The sequence below is a fragment of the Pseudoalteromonas fenneropenaei genome (assembly GCF_042643375.1).
Lineage (GTDB): Bacteria > Pseudomonadota > Gammaproteobacteria > Enterobacterales > Alteromonadaceae > Pseudoalteromonas > Pseudoalteromonas fenneropenaei.
On sequence record NZ_JBHRSD010000002.1, the window covers coordinates 264,512 to 283,398 of the forward strand.

The following is an 18,887-nucleotide window of genomic DNA, read 5'->3' on the forward strand; positions in this document are numbered from 1 at the left end:
GCTTAACCAAAAATCGAAAAAGCACAATCATGCCTCCTTGGCTGGATTGTGCTTCGAGTAGGGAAATCGGTTTAAGCGCCCTGATAACAAATCGGCCGCTGAAAACGCTGCATGGCAGTAAGCCCCACCGACGAACAACGCACATCTGACGATGATGGATAAGGCCCTCCGTGATTCATCGCAGGACTGACTTCAACCCCAGTTGGCATTTGATTGGTAATAAGGCGTCCAACCTGATATTGCAATTGTTCCGCCAATGCACTGAACTGGATTAAATCTGCGTGACTGCCATGCATACTGGCCGTGAGCTGCCCTTCTAACACCGCAATAAATTGCGCCAGCTCTGCTATATCTCGGTAAGTAACAATCACAGCTTGTGGGCCAAACACTTCTTCATGTAGCGCAGGTATAGCAAGATAATTAGCTAAGGTGGTTTTAAACAAGACGGCTTCGCCATGATATGGTGCCAATAATTCACCACGGGCAAATAGCTGCACACCGGGCATTTGTGCCCGAGCTGTAATCGCTTGCTGATAGCTGGCAGTAATGGCCGGCGTTAGCAAAGTATCAGATTGGCTTTTCAGGACCAGCGCTTGCGCTTGGTTTAGTAGCTCACATGCAGTTTCTGGAATAAGCCACACACCAGGGCTGGTACAAAACTGACCATTACCCATCAGCATGGACTGCACCAGCGCCGCGGCGAGCGTATTACCCTCAGTAGCAGCCAATTCTGGCAATACAAATTGCGGATTGATACTGCCAAGCTCACCATAAAACGGGATAACTTCACGCCGCGTTTGAATTGTTGCCATCAGTTTTTGTGCCACATTCAATGACCCAGTAAAGCCCACCGCTTTGATAAATGGATGTGCCACCAGTTGATGCGAAATCGCATAATCTTTGGCTTGGATCATAGAAAAAGTGCCATTTGGCATGCCGCATTTACTTATGGCGGTGGCAATGGCACGCGTCATCAATTCACTAGTACCCGGATGAGCCGTATGACTTTTGACCACAACGGGGCAACCCGCTGCCAAAGCCGATGCAGTATCGCCGCCTAAGGTCGAAAACGCGTACGGGAAATTAGACGCACCAAATACCGCAACGACCCCAACAGGCAGTTTTGCCAATTCAAGGCGTGGTTTGGGTAATGGCTCACGTGTTGGCTCAGCGGCATCAATTAGCGTTGCTTGCCCCGCATTCAGTGCGGTTGCAAATGCCCGTAACTGAGTCACGGTGCGGCCACGTTCACCTTGCAAACGCGCAAGCGGTAAATTGGTTTCCTGATGGGTGATGTCCAAAAGCGCATCACCAAGTGCCATGATTTCATCCGCTATGGTGTTTAAAAACGTTGCTCGCTGTGCACTTGTGGCTTTGCGATAAGTTAAAAAGGCTTGTTGGGCAGCATCGATAGCATAGGTTAATTGCGCAGCGGTAGCATTACAATAAGCTTGGTTTAAAAAGCGATTGTGTTTAGGTTCAAAAGCATAGAACTGGCCAGCTTCTGGGTGACCTTGCCACTGTCCTGCAATAAATGAGTATCCAGTTAGTTGCACGTTAATCTCCAAATATAAGCTCGGTTAAATGACCTGAAACCCGTACGCATAAGGGTCATCGTCATCGACTGTGATACAGTTATGGCCGGTAACGCGTGCCCAGCCTTGAATACTTGGCAAAATAGCAATCTTGCCCGCAAGCTCCGTCACCCCTTCCACTTTGCCAATAAACTGACTCCCTATGTAGCTTTCATGGACAAACTGCTCACCCACAGCAAGCAAGCCTTTCGCGTGGCGCTGTGCCATGCGCGCACTGGTGCCAGTGCCACATGGCGAGCGGTCAATCGCTTTATCGCCATAAAACACCGCATTGGCGCCATGCGAGTTACTTTGCGTTGGGGTGCCAGTCCAAAGCAAATGCGAAGCGCCTTTTACCGTTGGGTCGAGCGGGTGTACACACGCCAACTGTTGATTGACGAGCGTACGTACTAACGGACTAAATTTTAAAATTTGCGCCGCGCTCCAGTGCTCAATCCCGGGGAAGTTCGCTTGCGGCTCTACGATAATGTAAAAGTTTCCGCCGTAAGCTATGTCTATTGTCAGCTCGCCAAGTTCAGGTACGGTAATAGAGATATCTTGATAGGCCAAAAACGCGGGTACGTTGAAGAGCTTGACCCAATCGACCTTACCAGCAGTTTGTTGGAACTCGGCGTTCACCCGCCCTGCAGGCGTATCAATTTTCAGTAGGTTCGGTGTACGAGCAACGATTAAACCTTGCTCTAATGCAAACGTCAGGGTGCCAATCAAACCATGCCCACACATAGGTAAACAGCCGGAAGTTTCGACAAATAACACTGCGGCGTCGCCATCTGGCGTGCTAGGGGGATAAATAAATGAGCCTGACATCATGTCATGACCACGCGGTTCAAACATTAGAGCGGTGCGGATCCAATCATACTCAGCAAGAAAATGCTGACGTTTTTCACTCATAGTGGCACCCTGTAATACTGGGTGCCCACTGGTGATTAAACGTACAGGATTTCCGCAAGTGTGACCATCTATACAGAAAAATGTACCTTTACGCATAGCGTTAATCCAAGTTGAATTTACTAAGGTCAACCCGCGTTGTCATGGCATGGTCGTACATCCGGTCAATTGCTGACTTTTCTTCACTGGTCAGCGGTAAACGCGGTGCGCGCACCGTTTCTGTGCCACGTCCTGCCAACTGCTCGGCATACTTAATACACTGGACTAAGGTTGGAATAGTATCAAGGCGCAACAGAGGTAAGAACCAACGCCAAATTTCCAACGCTTCTTGATAACGCTGTTGCTGCGCTAATTTATATATCGCCACAGATTCTTTTGGGAATACATTGGTAAGCCCTGAGATCCAGCCATGCGCACCCAGCATCATACTTTCAAGAGCGATATCGTCTACACCACAAAACACCGTAAAACGATTACCAAAAGTGTTTGCCAATTCAGTGATACGACGGGTATCAGTTGTCGACTCTTTGATGGCGACAATATTCGCTTCTTCCGCTAATACCGCCATGCTCTCTAAACCTAAATCAACACCGTAAGTGACAGGGTTGTTATAAACCATAATTGGTAAACGGGTGTTTCTTGCGATTTGCTGGTAGTGGTAAATTGCCTCGCGTTCAGTCGCACGGTAAACCATACCCGGTAACACCATCAGGCCATCGATACCAATTTTTTCGGCATCCTGACAATATTCAATCGCCAGTTGCGTAGACGTTTCCGCAACACCACTGATGAGCGGCACGCGACCCGCTACCACTTGTTTAGCTTGGCGTAATACTTCTCGCTTTTCCTCGGCGCGTAGCTGACAGTTTTCTCCTACCGTGCCCATAACGATAATGCCATGGACACCATCTTCAATAATGGCATTAAGCATTGTTGCCGTCGCAGGGAAATCTATGCTGCCATCTGCTTTGAATTGCGTGGTAACGGCCGGATATACACCGTGCCAATTTAAACTTGGGTTAGCTAATTGCGCTAAGGCCATGACTACTTTCCTCTTTATAACGCGATACCGCGATTGTGTGATGCTGTCTTTTAGTTATTCGCGCTATTGGCTGTAAGCACAACTGGCAGCAATGAACACTAAACTGACAACGAATTTATCTTGCTTACGTTTTATACTTGCCATAATAGGCATATTGTATACAATATTCAACATTAACTTTTTAGTTAATTTACGAGCGCAGTGAAAAAAGTGCAAATGGCTATGTAATCCATTGTTTTAATATAGTTATTTGCTTTAAAAAAATATTTTATCAGTGCGACTTGCCGCTGATGCAATCTTAGAATTGTTAGTTTGGAGTAAATGAAATGGCACAGAGCGTAGCTGTAATAGGTGCTGGGATCATCGGTCTTTGTACCGCTTTGGAACTCACCAAACGCGGTATAGCAGTCACCCTTTTTGATGGTAAAGGGGTTGCTATGGGCTGCTCGTTTGGCAACGCGGGGCATTTTGCGACGGAGCAAGTGTTTCCGTTAGCTGAACCTAGCTTATTGACTAAATTACCGCGGATGTTATTTGATAAAACTGGACCACTGCGCCTCGATTGGCGCTACTTAGGTAAAGCACTCCCTTGGTTTTGGCGCTTTTTACTGAATATGCAAAAACGCCATTTTGTCGTTCACAGCCAAGCGTTGCGAGCGCTAAATGAAGCTGCGCTGCCCGCCTATCAGCGCTTACTTGGCGAGAGCTATGCAACCTTAATAAACGCCAATGGCAGTCTTTTAACCTTTGAGCATCAAGATTTCGCATTGGTCGATAAGTTAGCTGCGCAATTTCGCGCTCAAGGTGTTGCAGTAAAAGTTTTACGTGGCCAAGAAATTCAAGCACTTGAACCTGAATTAGGGCGAAATGTTCAGCAAGCACTATGGTTTACAGAAGTTGCACACAGTAGCGATCCTCATACGCTCTGCCTTACGATTAAAGCACAGCTGGATAGTGCCCAAGTTCAATTTAACCAAGCACACATCAAGCACATTTACAGCTCTTCACAAGGTGTCATAGTTACCACAGTGGATGACGAACAACATCGCTTTGATGAGTTGGTGATTGCCGCCGGTGCTTGGAGTAAACCACTTGTAAAACAACTTGGCTTTAATGTGCCTTTGGACACCGAACGCGGTTATCACGCCATGCTCAACTGCGCAAATCCAATCACTCGCCCCGTCGCGTCAGCGGACAGGCAATTTATTATCACACCTATGGCAATGGGTTTACGCCTTGCAGGCACAGTTGAATTTGCCGGACTTAACGCACCAGAAAACCACCAACGCGCTCAAGTATTGCTACCCCATGCGCAAGCTCTTATTCCCACGCTTGCTGGCGATACCATTAGCAGCACTTGGATGGGATGTCGGCCTTCATTGCCTGACTCCTTGCCAGTGATAGGCACTAGTCCCAAGCATTCAAATATTCATTTTGCGTTCGGCCATCAGCATCTTGGCTTAACACAAGGAGCCATTACGGCGGAACTGGTCGCAGATTGTATCCAAAGACGCAGCCCGCGTATTACACTTCACCCATATCGAATTGACCGTTTTTAGGAGTCAGCATGAATAACCTTAAGCTACCAGCGGGTATCGGCACACAATCAATAGAACAAGCCCTTGCTAGCCTCAGCGACATGACGCAAGATCTCACCCCAATTGATGTTGCAGAGCACTACTCACGCATTGCCAAGGCGCAAGCCTATATGCAGGCCAATGGTATTGCGGCACTTTATTTAAATGCCGGTACTAATCTAAAGTATTTTACGGGTATGCAGTGGTACGCCAGTGAGCGTATGGTTGGCGCGATTTTGCCAGCCTCGGGACAGTTTCAATACATTGCACCTACGTTTGAAATCGGCTCATTAAAGGATTTTCAATTAATTGAGGCGCCAATTCGCGATTGGCAGGAACATCAAAGCCCTTATCGATTATTCGTCCAAGTGCTGGCAGAGATGGGAATAGCCGTCGATGCAACCATAGCCATGGATGAAAGCGCAGCGTTTTTCCTGTTTGATGGCATTCGCCAAGTTGCCCCTACGCTTAATATTATCAATGGTAAATGCGTATCAGCACATTGCCGGATGCACAAATCAGCCAATGAATTGGCGTTAATGCAACGTGCTATGGATATGACGCTGGCAGTGCACAAAGCAGCAGCAAGTATTTTGCGTGAAGGGATCACCACCACAGAGGTGGAAGCCTTTATCAATCAAGCGCATAAAAAAGTCGGCGCACCGGGTAATTACTTTTGTATCGTGTTGTTTGGTGTTGCAACATCTTTCCCACATGGCGTAAAAGAGCCACAAACGTTAAAAGCGGGCGATATGGTGCTAATTGATACCGGCTGTAAAGTGCATGGCTATCTCTCAGATATTACCCGTACCTACGTATTTGGCGAAGCAAGTGAACGACAAAACACCTTGTGGCAACACGAAAAACAAGCTCAGCTCGCCGCTTTTAATGCAGCTAAACTTGGCAGCCCCTGCGGTGCGGTTGATGATGCTGCACGCAGTTATCTCGCCTCGGTCGGCTTAGGCCCAGAGTATAATTTACCGGGCTGCCCACACCGTACTGGGCACGGCATTGGTTTGGATATTCACGAATGGCCTTATTTAGTCAAGAACAACCCTGAACCACTCGCTGTGGGGATGTGTTTCTCCAATGAACCTATGCTGGTGGTACCGGGTGAGTTTGGGATCCGTCTTGAAGACCACTTTTATATGACAGAAAACGGACCAAAATGGTTTACCGAACCTGCGCATAGCTTGGCGGATCCATTCGCGCTGACGCAATCGCGTTAACCACCTCAAAGACAAGGCAACCCTAAGGTTGCCTTGTAATTACACCCCATTTAGATATACTTTATATATAAAATATATACGGAACACATAATGGGTATCGTAAAAATCTCTGATGAATTGCATGAGGAGTTACGTGTCGCCAGTCAGGTGATGTCGCGCTCTATCAACGCACAAGCCGAATTTTGGATAAAAATGGGCCGCTGGCTTGAACTTAATCCGCATCAAACCTTTATTGATGCCGTGGCATATCACATGCAGCAAGCCAATCACAACCCCGACTATTTAACTGCCAAGGATACTCAACCCCATGAGTAAAGTGATTTTAAAAAGCAAGGAAGAGGCTGATAAAATGCGCGTTGCGGGGCAAAAGCTCGCTGACGTGTTTTTAATGTTAAACGATTTGGTCAAGCCTGGGTTATCAACTATGGCTATCAATGATCAAGTTGAGCAATATATCCGCGACCAGCTGAATGCTCGCCCCGCAAGTAAAGGCCAGTATGACTATCCTTATGCCCTAAATGCCTCGCCTAATGCCGTTATTTGCCATGGTATGCCAAGTGAAAAGTTTATTTTAAGCGACAGCGATATTATTAATCTGGATATCACCTTAGAGTTTGATGGCTTTATTGCTGACTCAAGTAAGATGTTTGTGATGACACAAGCACCGCTTGCTGCCCAGCAGTTAGTCGCCGCAACCAATGAAGCCTTATGGCGTGCCATTGCGCAAGTTAAACCCGGTAATCGCATGGGCGATATCGGTTATGCGATTCAAAGCTTTGCTGAGAGTCGTGGCTATAGTGTGGTAAGAGACTACTGTGGCCATGGCATTGGCCGCGAGATGCACGAATCGCCTGAAGTCCTACACTATGGCAATAAAGATACTGGACTTAAGTTAAAACCCGGCATGACATTTACCATAGAGCCTATGATCAACCAGGGCACTTATCGTGGTAAAACTTTAAACGACGGCTGGACTGTAGTGACCCAAGACCGCAAATTGTCGGCACAAGCTGAACATACCTTATTGGTTACAGAAAACGGCGTAGAAATCCTCACGCTACGTGCCGAAGAACAGCATTTACCCGCTCTATATTTACGCTAAGGAAAACCATGACAATTCAACGCTTAAACCCTACTACAAGATGGTCAGATGCCACAGTTTACAATGGCATTGGCCATTTTGTTGAAGTGGCCGCTGATCCCACCCAAGACGCAAAAGCCCAAGCGCTGCAGATTTTCACACAAGCTGAGGCAACGCTTGCCGCCATTGGCAGTGATAAAAGTCGCTTACTTTCTGCGACAATTTACCTGACTGATTTTGCATATCTTGCCGAGTTCAATCAAGCTTGGGAAGCTTGGCTGCCAGCTGGCACTGCGCCTAGTCGCGCTTGTGTGAAAGCAGAACTTGCCGATCCTGCCTATAAAGTTGAAATTACTTTTGTCGCTGCGTGTTAAACACCGCTCTCGCATATAAAAGATAGGATTGCTGCGTGCAGCTATCCTATCTCCTTCGACTTAGCGCTCCTCAACTCGCTTGGCAAATAGACGAAATGCTAGCGCAGTCAGTAACGCTATCGCCGCGAAAATCCCCCACATATATTCAGGTTTACCAAGTTCTTTAACCAAATACCCATAACTCCAACCCGACAAAAATCCGGCAAATAAAAACCCAAGCGCCATAGAGACAAAGTAATACCCCATAAAGAGCGCGGCTTGGCCATGAGGTGCCATAGTCGCAACATATTCCTGACTTTTCGGTGAGGTAAACATTTCCCCAAGCGCTATCAGTAATATGGTCATCACAATTAACATCCCACCGGTGAGCCAATCACTGGCAATGACCAACAGCAAAAACGCCAGCGTAGTGATAAGTAAACCCGCCACCAGCACGGTAATTTTCCTAAAATGCCGTACTTTATGACTAACCAGCACTTGCAGCAGCACGATGGCGGCAAAATCAAGATTTATCAGGTATTCAGGATTCACTTGGCGATATTGCAGCAGCGAAGTGGCAAGTACACTGATAGTATCCTTTTGCTGCTCGCTTGATAGCCCAACAAGTTGCTTGAGACTTTGCGTAAGCGACAATACATCGCTATCTGGCAACAATAATTTGGTATGACTCAGTGCGGTTTGTAGAGCTTGTGCTGTTATCGGCACATCCCACTTTTGGTCGCCAATAACGGTTTCTAATAGGAGCTTTTCTACCGCTGATAAATCTACATGGGCAAAAAAGCTCACCCATTCTGGGCCAAGTAATGCAAGCGCTTGGACTAAATCGCTCGTATCAACAAAATCGCGGATATACAGCGGTAAGGTGTAAAAAAGCTGATTATAAACCGTCCAAAACCCTGTCAAAATCAGTAAATAAAGGGCGAACTTTGGGTTACTAATGCGAATTGGCTGGCAATACCAAACCGTTGCCACCCTGTTGCGCATAAGTTTACTCCACAGCACATTCGTCGCGCTCCAGCCCACTAAGAGCAAAAGCCCATGATGAAAGTGAAGCCACTCGACGCCCATTGCCATCACGATAATTATGCTAACAAAAAACCACACGCCAAAACGTAAATTACCTAACACTTGCTGTGCGGCCAAAAGTACTTGTTGTAAAGATTGTTGGCTATGAATTGTGTGTTTAGGTGTACGATAAAATAACCCAAGTGGAATAAAGTTGATGAGGATCCAAAGCGCCGACATCATAAATACCGCATCCCAACTGATCACGCGAATATAGCCCGCCACCAATGGGCCAAGAAAGCCGCCGATATTCACCATAGTGTAAAAGATACCAAAGCCGAGACTTCGGTTAGTATCATCGGTGCTTTGACTTATCGTCCCCACCACAACGGGTTTAAAGCAGGCAGCCCCCAACGCAACCCACATCAAGGTCATAAAAAAGCCACTAAAGCTCGTCATGCTGCCAAGTAAAAAATAACCCGGCGCCATAATCGCAAAACTGAGCGCAAACATTTTGCGATAACCATAACGGTCGGCCAAAGCACCGGTAAAAACCGGCAAAATATACAAAAAGAACGGCACTATCCCCAATATTGCCCCACGCTCAGTATCACTAAAGCCCACTCCGCCCTGCGCTACAGGTGTCGTCATATACAGTGAAGCGAGAGCAAAAAAACCATACCAAGCTAAACGCTCAAAAATCTCCATGACATTTGCGGCATAAAAATTTTTCCCAAAGCCACCCCTCGTTATTGACTGGCTCACTGCCATGCTGGTTGTTTTCATTGTTTACATTCTGTCTTATCCAAGGTATTTTTAATATTGCATACAATATACAACAATCACAACCATAATATTGGCCAACGTGGCAAAAATACCCAGTAAAAAATTACTACGTTGATTTAATTAAACTTACCAAGGATTTTTAATGAAACTATGCGCTCATATGATCTCACTGTCGCTGTTAGCATTAGCGACATCGCAGCTCACAGCTTGCCAAACTGAAACCACGCCACCATCAACTTCAAGCTTTTCTGCTAGCAAGGTGTCTAAAAGCGTCCCTGCGCCAAGTGCGATGCGCGCAGACATTGAACTCAGTGGCCGTACTTCAACCCTACAGCAGATTGACATACAGTTTGTCGGTAAGCAGATCCCTTACACCTACAGTGACGGCAAAATCACCAATAGCCGTGGCTATAACTGGTGGGTTAGTAAACATTTCGCATTAAAAAGTGACTTACCTGAAGCCCAAGTACGCCTTTACCTCAATTTATTAGAGCTTTCTTATCCGCACTATGTAGAATTGTTTGGCGCAGAACCCGCTAACATTCACCAGCAACGCATTGCAGTGGTGTATGGTAGTTCGCGAGAGCGAGTGCGCGAAGCCATGCTCGATGATGGATTTCTGCGCGGTATTCATGATACCGCTGGCGGTGAAACCATGTACTACAACCGTGCAGGTTATAACTTCCCAAGCCATCGCTATCATCATCAAAGGTATATCGTTATTCATGAAACCATGCATGCCTATCATATGGCGTTGACTGGGCACTCGAGCTGGGCGCCCAATTGGATCACCGAAGGTTTGGCGGACGCAATAGCCCATCATGTGTACGATCCGGTACAGCAAGCCCTGACAGTCATGGTATTTGACCGTGCACCTATGAATTATCTGATCACTGGCCTTAAGCAATATGCTGAGCAACAGCAACCAAGTATTGAAGCCATTAACGACGACCCGGTGTTGCGTCGCGGTTTAAACTTCTTCATTGTGCATTTTTTATTAAACGACCCTGAGCGGGCACTTTATTTCCGCCATTTTTTAAACCGCTTGATGGCGGCCAATCCGCACAGCGAGCAAACTCTCCCCACTGCCAATACTTTACTAAAAGAAACTTTCCCAGACTGGCCAAAACTAGAACGCGAATTTGCGGCGTTTGTCAGTCAAATTAAACCGACCTTTACCATTAACGATGGCCCGTGGGAACAAGATGGCGAGTTTTACTGGTTGCGCAATACCACCCAAGCAGGACTCGCTCGTCTTGATGTTGAGCCGCAAATGCAAGCCCCTATGCCTTTAATGGATTTTCCACGAAGCTTGCACTTCTCTGCCAATGATACGAACCAAGCTCATCAAGTCGGCGTGGCGATACACTTTCAACCCGAGCAGCTTTCTCGTGGCCGTATCGGCTTTGCTTGGCGTAAAGCGTGGGACGAGGAAACGGTGGCTTATCGCCAAAATTACCTTGGCGATGCACCAGTCGATACCTCTGCAGCGCTACAAATCTTATTAGAAGATGGCAAACAATTAGCCATTTATGCTTTTTCACAAGCCCCGTTACGTTATTCGTTAAGCCCAGCATTGATTGATAAGATTCGCAGCAGCTTAACACTAAAAATAGTGACGCACTTAGTGGACAATACGCTGAAAATTAGCCTGACTAGCCTTGATGTTAGCCAAGAGCTTACTGCTGTACTGGAACCCGATGTGGCTCTTCCCCATGACAGCAATAAGATCAGCCTACTGGTTGAAAATAACAATCATGCACTAACCCCACTGCTCATGACGCGCGGCTATACAAAAGTAGCTCAAGCGACCACTAATCCTTGGGGATATGCGCGCTGGGGCGAGCTCTATCAAATCTTTGCAACTTGTGTTGATTACAGTGCTCTGCTACCGAATTGCCAAGCTGCATTGACGCCACTGTTCACGCAAGTGACAAGCCCAGCCCAACATGCCAGATTAGATACAACCCTTAATGACCTCATGCATAGATGGCAAACTAAACTTGCTAAACAGCATCAAGGTGAAGCCATAGCCTTATTAACAGGCACTGCAGTGCAAGTTGCTTACCATCGCAATCAACCATTTGTGTCTTTATCGACACAAAGCCAAACACCACCACACTTTGAAGGTAAAGTAGAGTTCTATGGCAAAGATGGCCAAGCTATCGCTTCTCATCCAATAAACGCGCAACTTGACGCAATCAACAAACAACTGGCACTACCAACAATTACCCATGCCGATACACTCGCAATAACGGGTAACCTACATTGGCCGGAGGCAAAAGTTGCGGTTGCGCTTCATGCGCCAACCACACCTTTTGATGGCGTTGTTATGCACAGTAACGCGCTAAAACAGGCGCAACAACTGACTGTTGAAGTCAATTTAAGTGGCCCGTATTCAGGTGCTTCGTCAGGTAACGTCAAAGTAAGTTATAGGTCGCCAACGACCAGCGATAGTCAAACTGAGCAACAACAAGCTATCACCTTAGAACCTTATGGTCAGCACAAGCTAAGTTTCGAGCTAACTTTACCGCAAGAAACCACAGCCAACGATGTGGTGTTTATTGAAGCCGTACTTGATGTCGACGGCGAACCTTTAAAGCTAACAGAGCAACTCCGTCTTAACGCATTAATGTAAGCAAATGGCGTAAGCCACAATGCCAAACTTAGTAATAAGTTTGGCATTTTTAACGCTTGGACATTTCACTACAGCAGCCTAAAACAGATGCTGATTAAACACTTTAAAAGTGCCGCGAACTATTAACTGCTTTTCAACTACATAAATACATAGCATATCAATCGTACCTCGCCCTTCAGGGAAGTTTCGAGTTATTCTTTCATGGTCAATAACCACATTGTCAAACACCCGTCGCTCGAGTAACTCAGCGTACAAGTCAGGCTCTTGAAAACGCGCAGCAAGGTTTTGTGCAATGTGTGCTTTATCTTTTGCTAGCACTTCACCTTCAACGTTAAAGAGCTGTGAATGCTCCGCATAGCAGTTCAAAAGCGCAACTAAATCTTTGTTGTTATAAGCATCTAATTGCCGCTGTATTACTTGGACGGCATTTTCTGTGTTCATCCTTATACTTCCTTATGCTAAAACCTGATGAGATCCAGATAACTTAATAAATCGCTAAGCAATAAAAAAGGCTTGTATTAAACAAGCCTTTTAAACCGCAATATGTTGTTACTACTTAGTATAGTTAACTGGCATATTAGTTGGAGTGGTGTAACGCTCACGTAGTTTATCTTGACGTGATTCGGTCGTTACTTCTTCACCGTTAATCCACATTTTGACCACATGACCTTGGAAATCAAGCGGATCGGCATTCCACATTACGATATCGGCTTTTTGACCAACCGCGATTTTTCCGCCATCAATGCCAAATACCTCAGCAACGTTAGCTGTAACTGCTTTTATTGCACCGTCGTAGCTCATGCCATTGGAGACCGCATTACCGGCATCAAAACGCATTTGATACATGTTGTGACTGGCATCACCGCCTACAGTTAGCAGCACTTTCACGCCGGCTTGTTCAAGCTTACCAGCATTACCTAAGTGCGCATGAAGTGAATCAAAGTCACCCGGCAGATTATCCATAGCGCTCAAAATCACAGGTACTTTTGCTGCTGCTATCTTATCAGCTACCAACACCGCATCGTTTGCGCCCCAAAGCACTAGGTTAAGTCCAAAGGTCGCTTTGACTTTAAGTAGCTCAAGAATATCTGACGCACGGTTGACGTGCACAACCACAGGTAATTTACCCGCTAGTACCTCAGTCAGGATTCTTTCTTCAGCACTTGGTTTGTCGGCTTTCTTCTCGTCTTTTTTGTCGTCTTTCTTATCGTCCTTTTTAGCTAACTTGGTTTTTTGACCGTCTAGCTTATCAATCAGATTTTTCAACGACATGGCACGCGAGCCTTTGCTCTTAGCACCTAAATGCACAATCAGGGCAGTTTCTGTTGCCACCACGCTGTCAAACTCACCGCTCAGGTCAACCGTCGCTGCAAGACCAGCAAAAATACTGTCACCACCATCTGGTACGATAATATCTTGGGTAATGCCGCCTTTACGCGCATAAGGGATCAAAGAAGAGCGTGGGTTAAACGCAAGACTTGGATCAAAATCAATGCCGGCTTTGTCGTCTTCCGCATCACGAGAGCGTGCTACAGCACCCACTTCAACTAAACCAAGTTGGTTCATCGAGCTGATAAAACCTGGCGTCACAATCGCGCCAGCCGCATCAATAATTTGATCGGCCTTCACTTCCGCCGGGTTAATGGCAGTAATTTTGCCATCTGTAACGACTATGCTTGCGCCCTTAAGCACACCTTGCTCGGTTGCAGTATGAACTGTCGCATTGGTGATAGCCAATGATGCTGCAAACGCTGAGCCACTCATTAATGTGCCTAATGCCAATGCTAAGGTAGATTGGGTAAACTTTTTCATTGCTCTTCTCCTTAACGTTGACCTAGCATAAAGTCGCTAACCGCTTGGTACTTCTCATCAAAGCGATCGTAGACTTTAGCGCCATCAATAAACACTTGTTCTGCTTTTGCATAAACACTGAATGGACTTTGGTTCCAAATAACCACATCGGCATTTTTACCAGCCGCCAAAGAACCTACTTTTTCTTGTAGGCCCAAAGCTTTCGCCGCATTGTAAGTGATCCACTTAATCGCATGTTCTTCAGAGATGTTAAAACCATTGTCGTTGGCACGGTACATTACTTTACCTGCTTCTTGGTTTAAACGTTGAATGGTAGTGTCTGAGTCTGAGTGTACAATTGCGCAAGAGTTTTTCACTGCATCAACGATAGCAATGTTTTCTTGTACCATATCGTAGGCTTCCATCTTAAAGCCCCACCAATCCGGCCATAAAGCTGCACAATTATTGTTTTCAGCTAATAAGCCTGCAACTTTGTAAGCTTCAATACCGTGATGGAAAGTACCAGAGTGATAGCCAAATTCTTTTGACATGTCTATCATCATGGCGATTTCTTCGGCTTTATAACAATGGTTATGAATCAATACTTCGCCATCGAGTACACCGCGCAAGGTATCAAGTTTAATATCGCGATGCGGTGCTTCTGGGTTTAGGCCTGCCGCGTACTCAGCTTCATATTGTTCCCACTTAGCCTTGTACTCTTTTGCTTCAATCCAAGAGCTACGGAATCCTGCCATATTACCCATACGAGTTGCAGGCAACACACCTTTGCTTCCATAAACGCGTTTCGGGTTTTCACCACACGCCATTTTTAAGCCATAAGGCGCATCTGGGAATTTCATACCTTGCATTGTCGGTGACGGTACGTTTTTCAGCGTTACGCTGCGACCGCCAAATAAGTTAGCTGAGCCAGGTAAAATTTGTAATGTGGTGATGCCGCCCTCGCGCGCACGGTTAAAACCTGGGTCTTGTGGCCACACAGAATGTTCAACCCACACTTCTGCGGTGTTGGGGCTGGTCATTTCGTTGCCGTCTTGATGTGATTCAACTTGTGGACTTGGATAAGCACCAAGGTGTGAATGTACGTCAATAATACCTGGTGTAACCCATTTCCCTTTGGCATCAATCACAGTTGCGCCAGCTGCATCTAAACCTTGTCCAACTTGTTGAATTTTGCCATCAACCATGTAGACATCGGCATTGTCAAGGCGCTCACCAGTGCCAGTTAACACTGTTGCGTTTTTTATCAAAGTTGCCGTAGCTGGGAGTACTTGATACGTGCTTGGGAATGGGTTTTTGTTGATTTCGACCTTATCTCTTTTTGGGCCTTGGTCTTGGCAGCCCGTTAACGCAACCCCAAGGGCCAACGCTAACAAAGACGGAGAGAGTTTTTGCATTGTTGTTTTCTCTGTTGTTTTTTGTCAATCTAACGAATTAAGGTAGTTTATGCTAACAAAAAAGCCAAACTCGCTGCAAATTACGACGAGTTGCGGCATTTTACCTCTCGCAAATTTACCCAGAAAATAATTTTCGTTAATTATTTCAATTCAGACACACTAATTACTATAAAACTGAGTCACTTAGCATAAATTTTAATTTGCTACACACCCTTTTACACTCTGAATAGATTGGTTAACAGCTTTATTGGCTGGTGCTGTCATAATCAATGTGCATCCCAACACCAACCCAAGGAATTGCATCATGAAAACTTTAGCAACGTTACTGACCGCAGGCTCATTACTTTGTTTAACCGCAACCAATGTTGCTGCGCAAGAGTTTATTGCAGCAGACGATTCTGTGGCCACCCGCGTATGTATGGCAGTGGCCAGTAATCGCCCACTCAATTTAAGACTAGAAATGAAAGAAGTCGGCATGCGTACCGTTACGGTACAAAAGAAACTGCATTGTAATGAAATGCCAGTCGCTGAATTTGCTAGCGTGTACAATCTAAATCGCACTGCTAATTTTCTTCATTTAGATATTGGCACTGAAACCAGTATTAAAGATCTCGCGGCGCATAATTTACAACCGATTATGATTAGCGGCAGTAAATGAGCCATTTAGTCGCCACGCGGCATTAATTTTTCTGCTCTAAGGTTTATTAGAGTTAAGTAAAATGATTAACGCCGCGTTGATTGTGCCGCCTTATCTAAACGCTAAATTATACCATTCCAATAAAGCTGACTTAGCCTAGGTGGTTAGACAAGCTCGGCGACTAAGCCAAACAAACCACCAAATACTCCTCCCCAAACAACAAGCCAGCCAAGGTGCGTACGGATCATAGTTTGAATGATGTCCTTTACCATTTTTGGCGTAAGCTCAGCTAAACGTTTATCAACTAATTCTTCAATGGTGGTCAGCAGCTCTTCGTTAGCATGACCTTGGGATAGTTCTTCAGCCAACATGGCGTGAAACTTTTCACTGTGCGCCATATCGGTCAGTGCTTCGGTCATTTTTTCTAGAAACGGTTGGCGCATTGGTTCAAGTGCTTCGCGACCACCAAACATCGCTAACATTCCACCAAATTGCGACCCTTCTATCACGGCGATTAACTTGTCAAATGCAGGGCTTAAGTCTAGTTTTGCGATTACAGGGGCCAAGTCGAATTTTTGCTGCTCTTGCTCGATAAACTGTGCAATTTTCTCGCGGTTAAAGAATTCTTTTAAGATCAGATCTCTGATCCCTGATTTAAACTCCGCAAACTTTAGTACTATCACGCCTGACCCATATAATAACGGCACACGCTCAAACAACATATGAATTGCCAGCCAATTCGTCACCGCGCCTGATAAAGCAAACAAACCAATGGAGAATAATATAGCCTCAGATGCAACATAACCTGTTAACACCAATGCCAAAGCAAGCAAATTAGTAAGTAAACTTTTATTCATGAACCAACTCGTATGATTAAATTATCGGTATTCTAACTAATTATTTTTTATGCTCAATAGGTTGAGCTTTGTCAGGAATAGTCCATTATTACTGTAGGGTCATTTTTTATTGGTGCTGTTATGTGGAATGTAGTTTGCCAACAATTGAGTGAGGTTCTACATCAACCCTTTGAAATATCCAAAAAGTCGGAAATTCCAGGGCATCATTATGAACGACGTTTCCGGATAAGTAACGGCAATGTCCAGTTTCTGGTCAAAGTTGCTCGTATTGAAGCGTTGGAACGTTTTGAATGTGAAGCGAATTCTCGCTCGCTGTTAATCCGCGACTCCGATTTTTTAGTTGCCGATACCATTTTAATTGGCACCACCCTTGAGTTTGCCTATATGGTCATCGAGTGGGTCACGACTGAACCGCAACAAGATAATTGGTTTTCCTGCGGTGAACTGCTGGCAAAAATGCACAGTCGTCATGAGCAAAAAATGTATGGTTTTGAGGATGACAATTATCTCCAAGCAACCTTACAACCTAATCGTTGGCATAAAAAATGGGATACCTTCTTTGCAGAAGAGCGTATTGGTTGGCAACTGCAATTGCTCGCAGAACAGGGTATTCATATGGTCAGCGATATTTCTGCGTTTGTGGGCACTATTCGAGACTTGCTACCTCATCAAGTCACTCCGTCGCTATTGCACGGCGATTTCTGGCGCGGCAACATAGGTTTCCACGATAATAAACCCTGTTTGTTTAAACCTGCGTGTTATTATGGTGATAGAGAAGTAGATATCGCAACCAGTGAACTATTTGGCCCACTTCCCAACGCTTTCTATCAAGGCTACGAAAGCGTTTATCCGCTTCATCATGGTTATCAAGAGCGAAAAGCTATTTATCAACTCTACCCCATTTTGCACCAAGCCAATGCCTACGCAGGTAATTATCTAATGCAAGCCAAACAGCGGATCGATGAGATTTTACGCTAATTTGTTTTATCGCAAACATTTTACATCTACGAGCTGTATTTAGGCTGTCATCAACGTGCCATAATTGAATTTACTGCTATAGTTATAGGGTTGTCAGACATCATTAAGGACACGCGATGAAAGAGCTATATTCACAGCGTATTGAGTGTCCGCACTGCGGACATCATATTTTCGTGTCATTGGATACCAGCTGTGGTGACCAAGACTACTACGAAGACTGTAGTGCCTGTTGTAATGCTATCCATCTTAATATGCATATTGACCACCTTCGCAATAAGCTTGAACTCAGAGTAGACAGTGATGACGAACAAGTTTTTTAGTTGGATTGTTTTCGTAAGTAATTTTCGACTGTGTTAACTATCGTCATGGTTTGCTGATCCACTTCGATATTTAACTCATCACCCACCACTGCTTTACCCATATTGGTGATAGTCAAAGTTTCCGGTATCAAATGTAGCCAAAATCCATCTGCGTCGACTTGTCCGACCGTCAAGCTCGCACCGTTAACAGCCACAAAGCCTTTATACATTATAAATTTAAGCCACTTTTGCGGCAAAGTTAACTTGAGCCGACAATTACCATCTGGCCTATCAATCTCTGCAATTCTCGCCGTGCAATGAATATGACCTGAAACAATATGCCCACCCAGTTCAGTACCAAAGGTCACTGAGCGCTCAAAGTTAACCTGATTACCATGACGCAACTGACCAAGATTGGTTAATTTTAGTGTTTCGTCGATAACATCAAAATGAACTTGGCCAACAACATCTTGAGCCGAAGTTTCAAAGTGCGTCACAGTTAAGCAGCAACCATTAACCGCAATACTTGCTCCTATATCAAGACGCGCCAAATATCCCTTTTCTACCGAGAGAACTAAACGTAACACCCCGTCATTATTATGCAGTGAAATTACTGTTGCTTGAGTCTGAACAATTCCTGTGAACATAGTTTTCTCTTCATTTGGCAAACCGCGTCATGGTAACCGAAGGCTATC

General features: G+C 45.4%; 18 protein-coding genes. 9 read left to right on the top strand and 9 right to left on the bottom strand.

The genetic code is table 11. The features are described from left to right. Positions 1 to 71: 71 nt before the first annotated feature. From ACFOEE_RS02495 to dapA, 3 genes are read right to left on the bottom strand one after another with little or no spacing between them, the layout of a single operon-like run. Positions 72 to 1,556 (bottom strand): aldehyde dehydrogenase (NADP(+)), encoded by a 1,485-nt coding sequence (locus ACFOEE_RS02495; RefSeq protein ID WP_377120581.1) that lies wholly within the window; start codon positions 1,554 to 1,556, stop codon positions 72 to 74. A gap of 24 nt (positions 1,557 to 1,580) precedes the next feature. Further along, a complete protein-coding gene (locus ACFOEE_RS02500; protein WP_377120583.1) occupies positions 1,581 to 2,582 on the bottom strand; it encodes a 4-hydroxyproline epimerase in 1,002 nt (333 codons plus the stop codon). Between the two features lie 4 nt (positions 2,583 to 2,586). Beyond that, the gene (dapA, locus tag ACFOEE_RS02505; protein WP_377120585.1) at positions 2,587 to 3,525 is read right to left on the bottom strand and encodes a 4-hydroxy-tetrahydrodipicolinate synthase; all 939 of its coding nucleotides are present in this window, start codon (positions 3,523 to 3,525) and stop codon (positions 2,587 to 2,589) included. A 326-nt stretch (positions 3,526 to 3,851) separates the two neighbouring features. On the opposite strand from dapA, the gene ACFOEE_RS02510 reads away from it, so the two are divergent. From ACFOEE_RS02510 to ACFOEE_RS02530, 5 genes are all read left to right on the top strand, one after another. Beyond that, the gene (locus ACFOEE_RS02510; RefSeq protein ID WP_377120587.1) at positions 3,852 to 5,084 is read left to right on the top strand and encodes an NAD(P)/FAD-dependent oxidoreductase; all 1,233 of its coding nucleotides are present in this window, start codon (positions 3,852 to 3,854) and stop codon (positions 5,082 to 5,084) included. 8 nt (positions 5,085 to 5,092) lie between these two features. Continuing rightward, positions 5,093 to 6,331 carry a M24 family metallopeptidase gene (locus tag ACFOEE_RS02515; RefSeq protein ID WP_377120589.1) on the top strand — a complete coding sequence of 413 codons (1,239 nt, stop codon included), beginning with the start codon at positions 5,093 to 5,095 and terminating at the stop codon, positions 6,329 to 6,331. A 90-nt stretch (positions 6,332 to 6,421) separates the two neighbouring features. Continuing rightward, positions 6,422 to 6,646 (top strand): ParD-like family protein, encoded by a 225-nt coding sequence (locus tag ACFOEE_RS02520; protein ID WP_377120591.1) that lies wholly within the window; start codon positions 6,422 to 6,424, stop codon positions 6,644 to 6,646. Beyond that, positions 6,639 to 7,433 carry a type I methionyl aminopeptidase gene (gene map / locus ACFOEE_RS02525; protein WP_377120593.1) on the top strand — a complete coding sequence of 265 codons (795 nt, stop codon included), beginning with the start codon at positions 6,639 to 6,641 and terminating at the stop codon, positions 7,431 to 7,433. Before ACFOEE_RS02520 ends, map begins: the two co-directional genes overlap by 8 nt. A gap of 8 nt (positions 7,434 to 7,441) precedes the next feature. Then, positions 7,442 to 7,786 (top strand): RidA family protein, encoded by a 345-nt coding sequence (locus tag ACFOEE_RS02530; RefSeq protein ID WP_377120595.1) that lies wholly within the window; start codon positions 7,442 to 7,444, stop codon positions 7,784 to 7,786. A 60-nt stretch (positions 7,787 to 7,846) separates the two neighbouring features. Here ACFOEE_RS02530 and ACFOEE_RS02535 read toward each other — a convergent pair whose 3' ends face one another. Next, positions 7,847 to 9,577, bottom strand: coding sequence for an MFS transporter (locus ACFOEE_RS02535; protein ID WP_377120597.1), 1,731 nt, complete (start codon positions 9,575 to 9,577; stop codon positions 7,847 to 7,849). Between the two features lie 142 nt (positions 9,578 to 9,719). Between ACFOEE_RS02535 and ACFOEE_RS02540 the strand changes: the two genes are divergently transcribed. Further along, complete coding sequence (locus tag ACFOEE_RS02540; RefSeq protein WP_377120599.1) at positions 9,720 to 12,215, top strand: hypothetical protein; 2,496 nt, start codon at positions 9,720 to 9,722, stop codon at positions 12,213 to 12,215. 78 nt (positions 12,216 to 12,293) lie between these two features. Here ACFOEE_RS02540 and ACFOEE_RS02545 read toward each other — a convergent pair whose 3' ends face one another. The 3 genes from ACFOEE_RS02545 to ACFOEE_RS02555 all read right to left on the bottom strand — a co-directional run bounded on the left by ACFOEE_RS02545 (position 12,294) and on the right by ACFOEE_RS02555 (position 15,421). After that, on the bottom strand, positions 12,294 to 12,656 hold the full coding sequence (locus tag ACFOEE_RS02545; RefSeq protein ID WP_377120601.1) for a nuclear transport factor 2 family protein: 363 nt from the start codon (positions 12,654 to 12,656) through the stop codon (positions 12,294 to 12,296). Between the two features lie 111 nt (positions 12,657 to 12,767). Beyond that, positions 12,768 to 14,027 (bottom strand): amidohydrolase family protein, encoded by a 1,260-nt coding sequence (locus tag ACFOEE_RS02550; RefSeq protein ID WP_377120603.1) that lies wholly within the window; start codon positions 14,025 to 14,027, stop codon positions 12,768 to 12,770. Positions 14,028 to 14,038: 11 nt separating this feature from the next. After that, the gene (locus tag ACFOEE_RS02555) at positions 14,039 to 15,421 is read right to left on the bottom strand and encodes an amidohydrolase (RefSeq protein WP_377120605.1); all 1,383 of its coding nucleotides are present in this window, start codon (positions 15,419 to 15,421) and stop codon (positions 14,039 to 14,041) included. 304 nt (positions 15,422 to 15,725) lie between these two features. On the opposite strand from ACFOEE_RS02555, the gene ACFOEE_RS02560 reads away from it, so the two are divergent. After that, positions 15,726 to 16,079 (top strand): DUF3718 domain-containing protein, encoded by a 354-nt coding sequence (locus ACFOEE_RS02560; RefSeq protein WP_377120607.1) that lies wholly within the window; start codon positions 15,726 to 15,728, stop codon positions 16,077 to 16,079. 143 nt (positions 16,080 to 16,222) lie between these two features. On the opposite strand, the gene ACFOEE_RS02565 is transcribed toward ACFOEE_RS02560, so the two are convergent. Continuing rightward, complete coding sequence (locus ACFOEE_RS02565) at positions 16,223 to 16,915, bottom strand: DUF445 domain-containing protein (protein WP_377120609.1); 693 nt, start codon at positions 16,913 to 16,915, stop codon at positions 16,223 to 16,225. 120 nt (positions 16,916 to 17,035) lie between these two features. Between ACFOEE_RS02565 and ACFOEE_RS02570 the strand changes: the two genes are divergently transcribed. Both ACFOEE_RS02570 and ACFOEE_RS02575 read left to right on the top strand, forming a co-directional pair. Further along, positions 17,036 to 17,893 (top strand): fructosamine kinase family protein, encoded by an 858-nt coding sequence (locus ACFOEE_RS02570; protein ID WP_377120611.1) that lies wholly within the window; start codon positions 17,036 to 17,038, stop codon positions 17,891 to 17,893. Between the two features lie 116 nt (positions 17,894 to 18,009). Then, complete coding sequence (locus tag ACFOEE_RS02575) at positions 18,010 to 18,213, top strand: CPXCG motif-containing cysteine-rich protein (RefSeq protein WP_377120613.1); 204 nt, start codon at positions 18,010 to 18,012, stop codon at positions 18,211 to 18,213. Here ACFOEE_RS02575 and ACFOEE_RS02580 read toward each other — a convergent pair. Next, a complete protein-coding gene (locus tag ACFOEE_RS02580; protein ID WP_377120615.1) occupies positions 18,210 to 18,839 on the bottom strand; it encodes a riboflavin synthase subunit alpha in 630 nt (209 codons plus the stop codon). The two genes, ACFOEE_RS02575 and ACFOEE_RS02580, sit on opposite strands and share 4 nt — an antisense overlap. Between the last annotated feature and the right edge of the window lie 48 nt (positions 18,840 to 18,887).

Excerpts from the sequence above, each read along its gene's own strand:
- ACFOEE_RS02500 (WP_377120583.1), bottom strand. The coding sequence starts at position 2,582 with ATGCGTAAAGGTACATTTTTCTGTATAGATGGTCACACTTGCGGAAAT.
- dapA (WP_377120585.1), bottom strand. The coding sequence starts at position 3,525 with ATGGCCTTAGCGCAATTAGCTAACCCAAGTTTAAATTGGCACGGTGTA.
- ACFOEE_RS02510 (WP_377120587.1), top strand. The coding sequence starts at position 3,852 with ATGGCACAGAGCGTAGCTGTAATAGGTGCTGGGATCATCGGTCTTTGT.
- ACFOEE_RS02515 (WP_377120589.1), top strand. The coding sequence starts at position 5,093 with ATGAATAACCTTAAGCTACCAGCGGGTATCGGCACACAATCAATAGAA.
- ACFOEE_RS02520 (WP_377120591.1), top strand. The coding sequence starts at position 6,422 with ATGGGTATCGTAAAAATCTCTGATGAATTGCATGAGGAGTTACGTGTC.
- map (WP_377120593.1), top strand. The coding sequence starts at position 6,639 with ATGAGTAAAGTGATTTTAAAAAGCAAGGAAGAGGCTGATAAAATGCGC.
- ACFOEE_RS02530 (WP_377120595.1), top strand. The coding sequence starts at position 7,442 with ATGACAATTCAACGCTTAAACCCTACTACAAGATGGTCAGATGCCACA.
- ACFOEE_RS02535 (WP_377120597.1), bottom strand. The coding sequence starts at position 9,577 with ATGAAAACAACCAGCATGGCAGTGAGCCAGTCAATAACGAGGGGTGGC.
- ACFOEE_RS02540 (WP_377120599.1), top strand. The coding sequence starts at position 9,720 with ATGAAACTATGCGCTCATATGATCTCACTGTCGCTGTTAGCATTAGCG.
- ACFOEE_RS02545 (WP_377120601.1), bottom strand. The coding sequence starts at position 12,656 with ATGAACACAGAAAATGCCGTCCAAGTAATACAGCGGCAATTAGATGCT.
- ACFOEE_RS02550 (WP_377120603.1), bottom strand. The coding sequence starts at position 14,027 with ATGAAAAAGTTTACCCAATCTACCTTAGCATTGGCATTAGGCACATTA.
- ACFOEE_RS02555 (WP_377120605.1), bottom strand. The coding sequence starts at position 15,421 with ATGCAAAAACTCTCTCCGTCTTTGTTAGCGTTGGCCCTTGGGGTTGCG.
- ACFOEE_RS02560 (WP_377120607.1), top strand. The coding sequence starts at position 15,726 with ATGAAAACTTTAGCAACGTTACTGACCGCAGGCTCATTACTTTGTTTA.
- ACFOEE_RS02565 (WP_377120609.1), bottom strand. The coding sequence starts at position 16,915 with ATGAATAAAAGTTTACTTACTAATTTGCTTGCTTTGGCATTGGTGTTA.
- ACFOEE_RS02570 (WP_377120611.1), top strand. The coding sequence starts at position 17,036 with ATGTGGAATGTAGTTTGCCAACAATTGAGTGAGGTTCTACATCAACCC.
- ACFOEE_RS02575 (WP_377120613.1), top strand. The coding sequence starts at position 18,010 with ATGAAAGAGCTATATTCACAGCGTATTGAGTGTCCGCACTGCGGACAT.
- ACFOEE_RS02580 (WP_377120615.1), bottom strand. The coding sequence starts at position 18,839 with ATGTTCACAGGAATTGTTCAGACTCAAGCAACAGTAATTTCACTGCAT.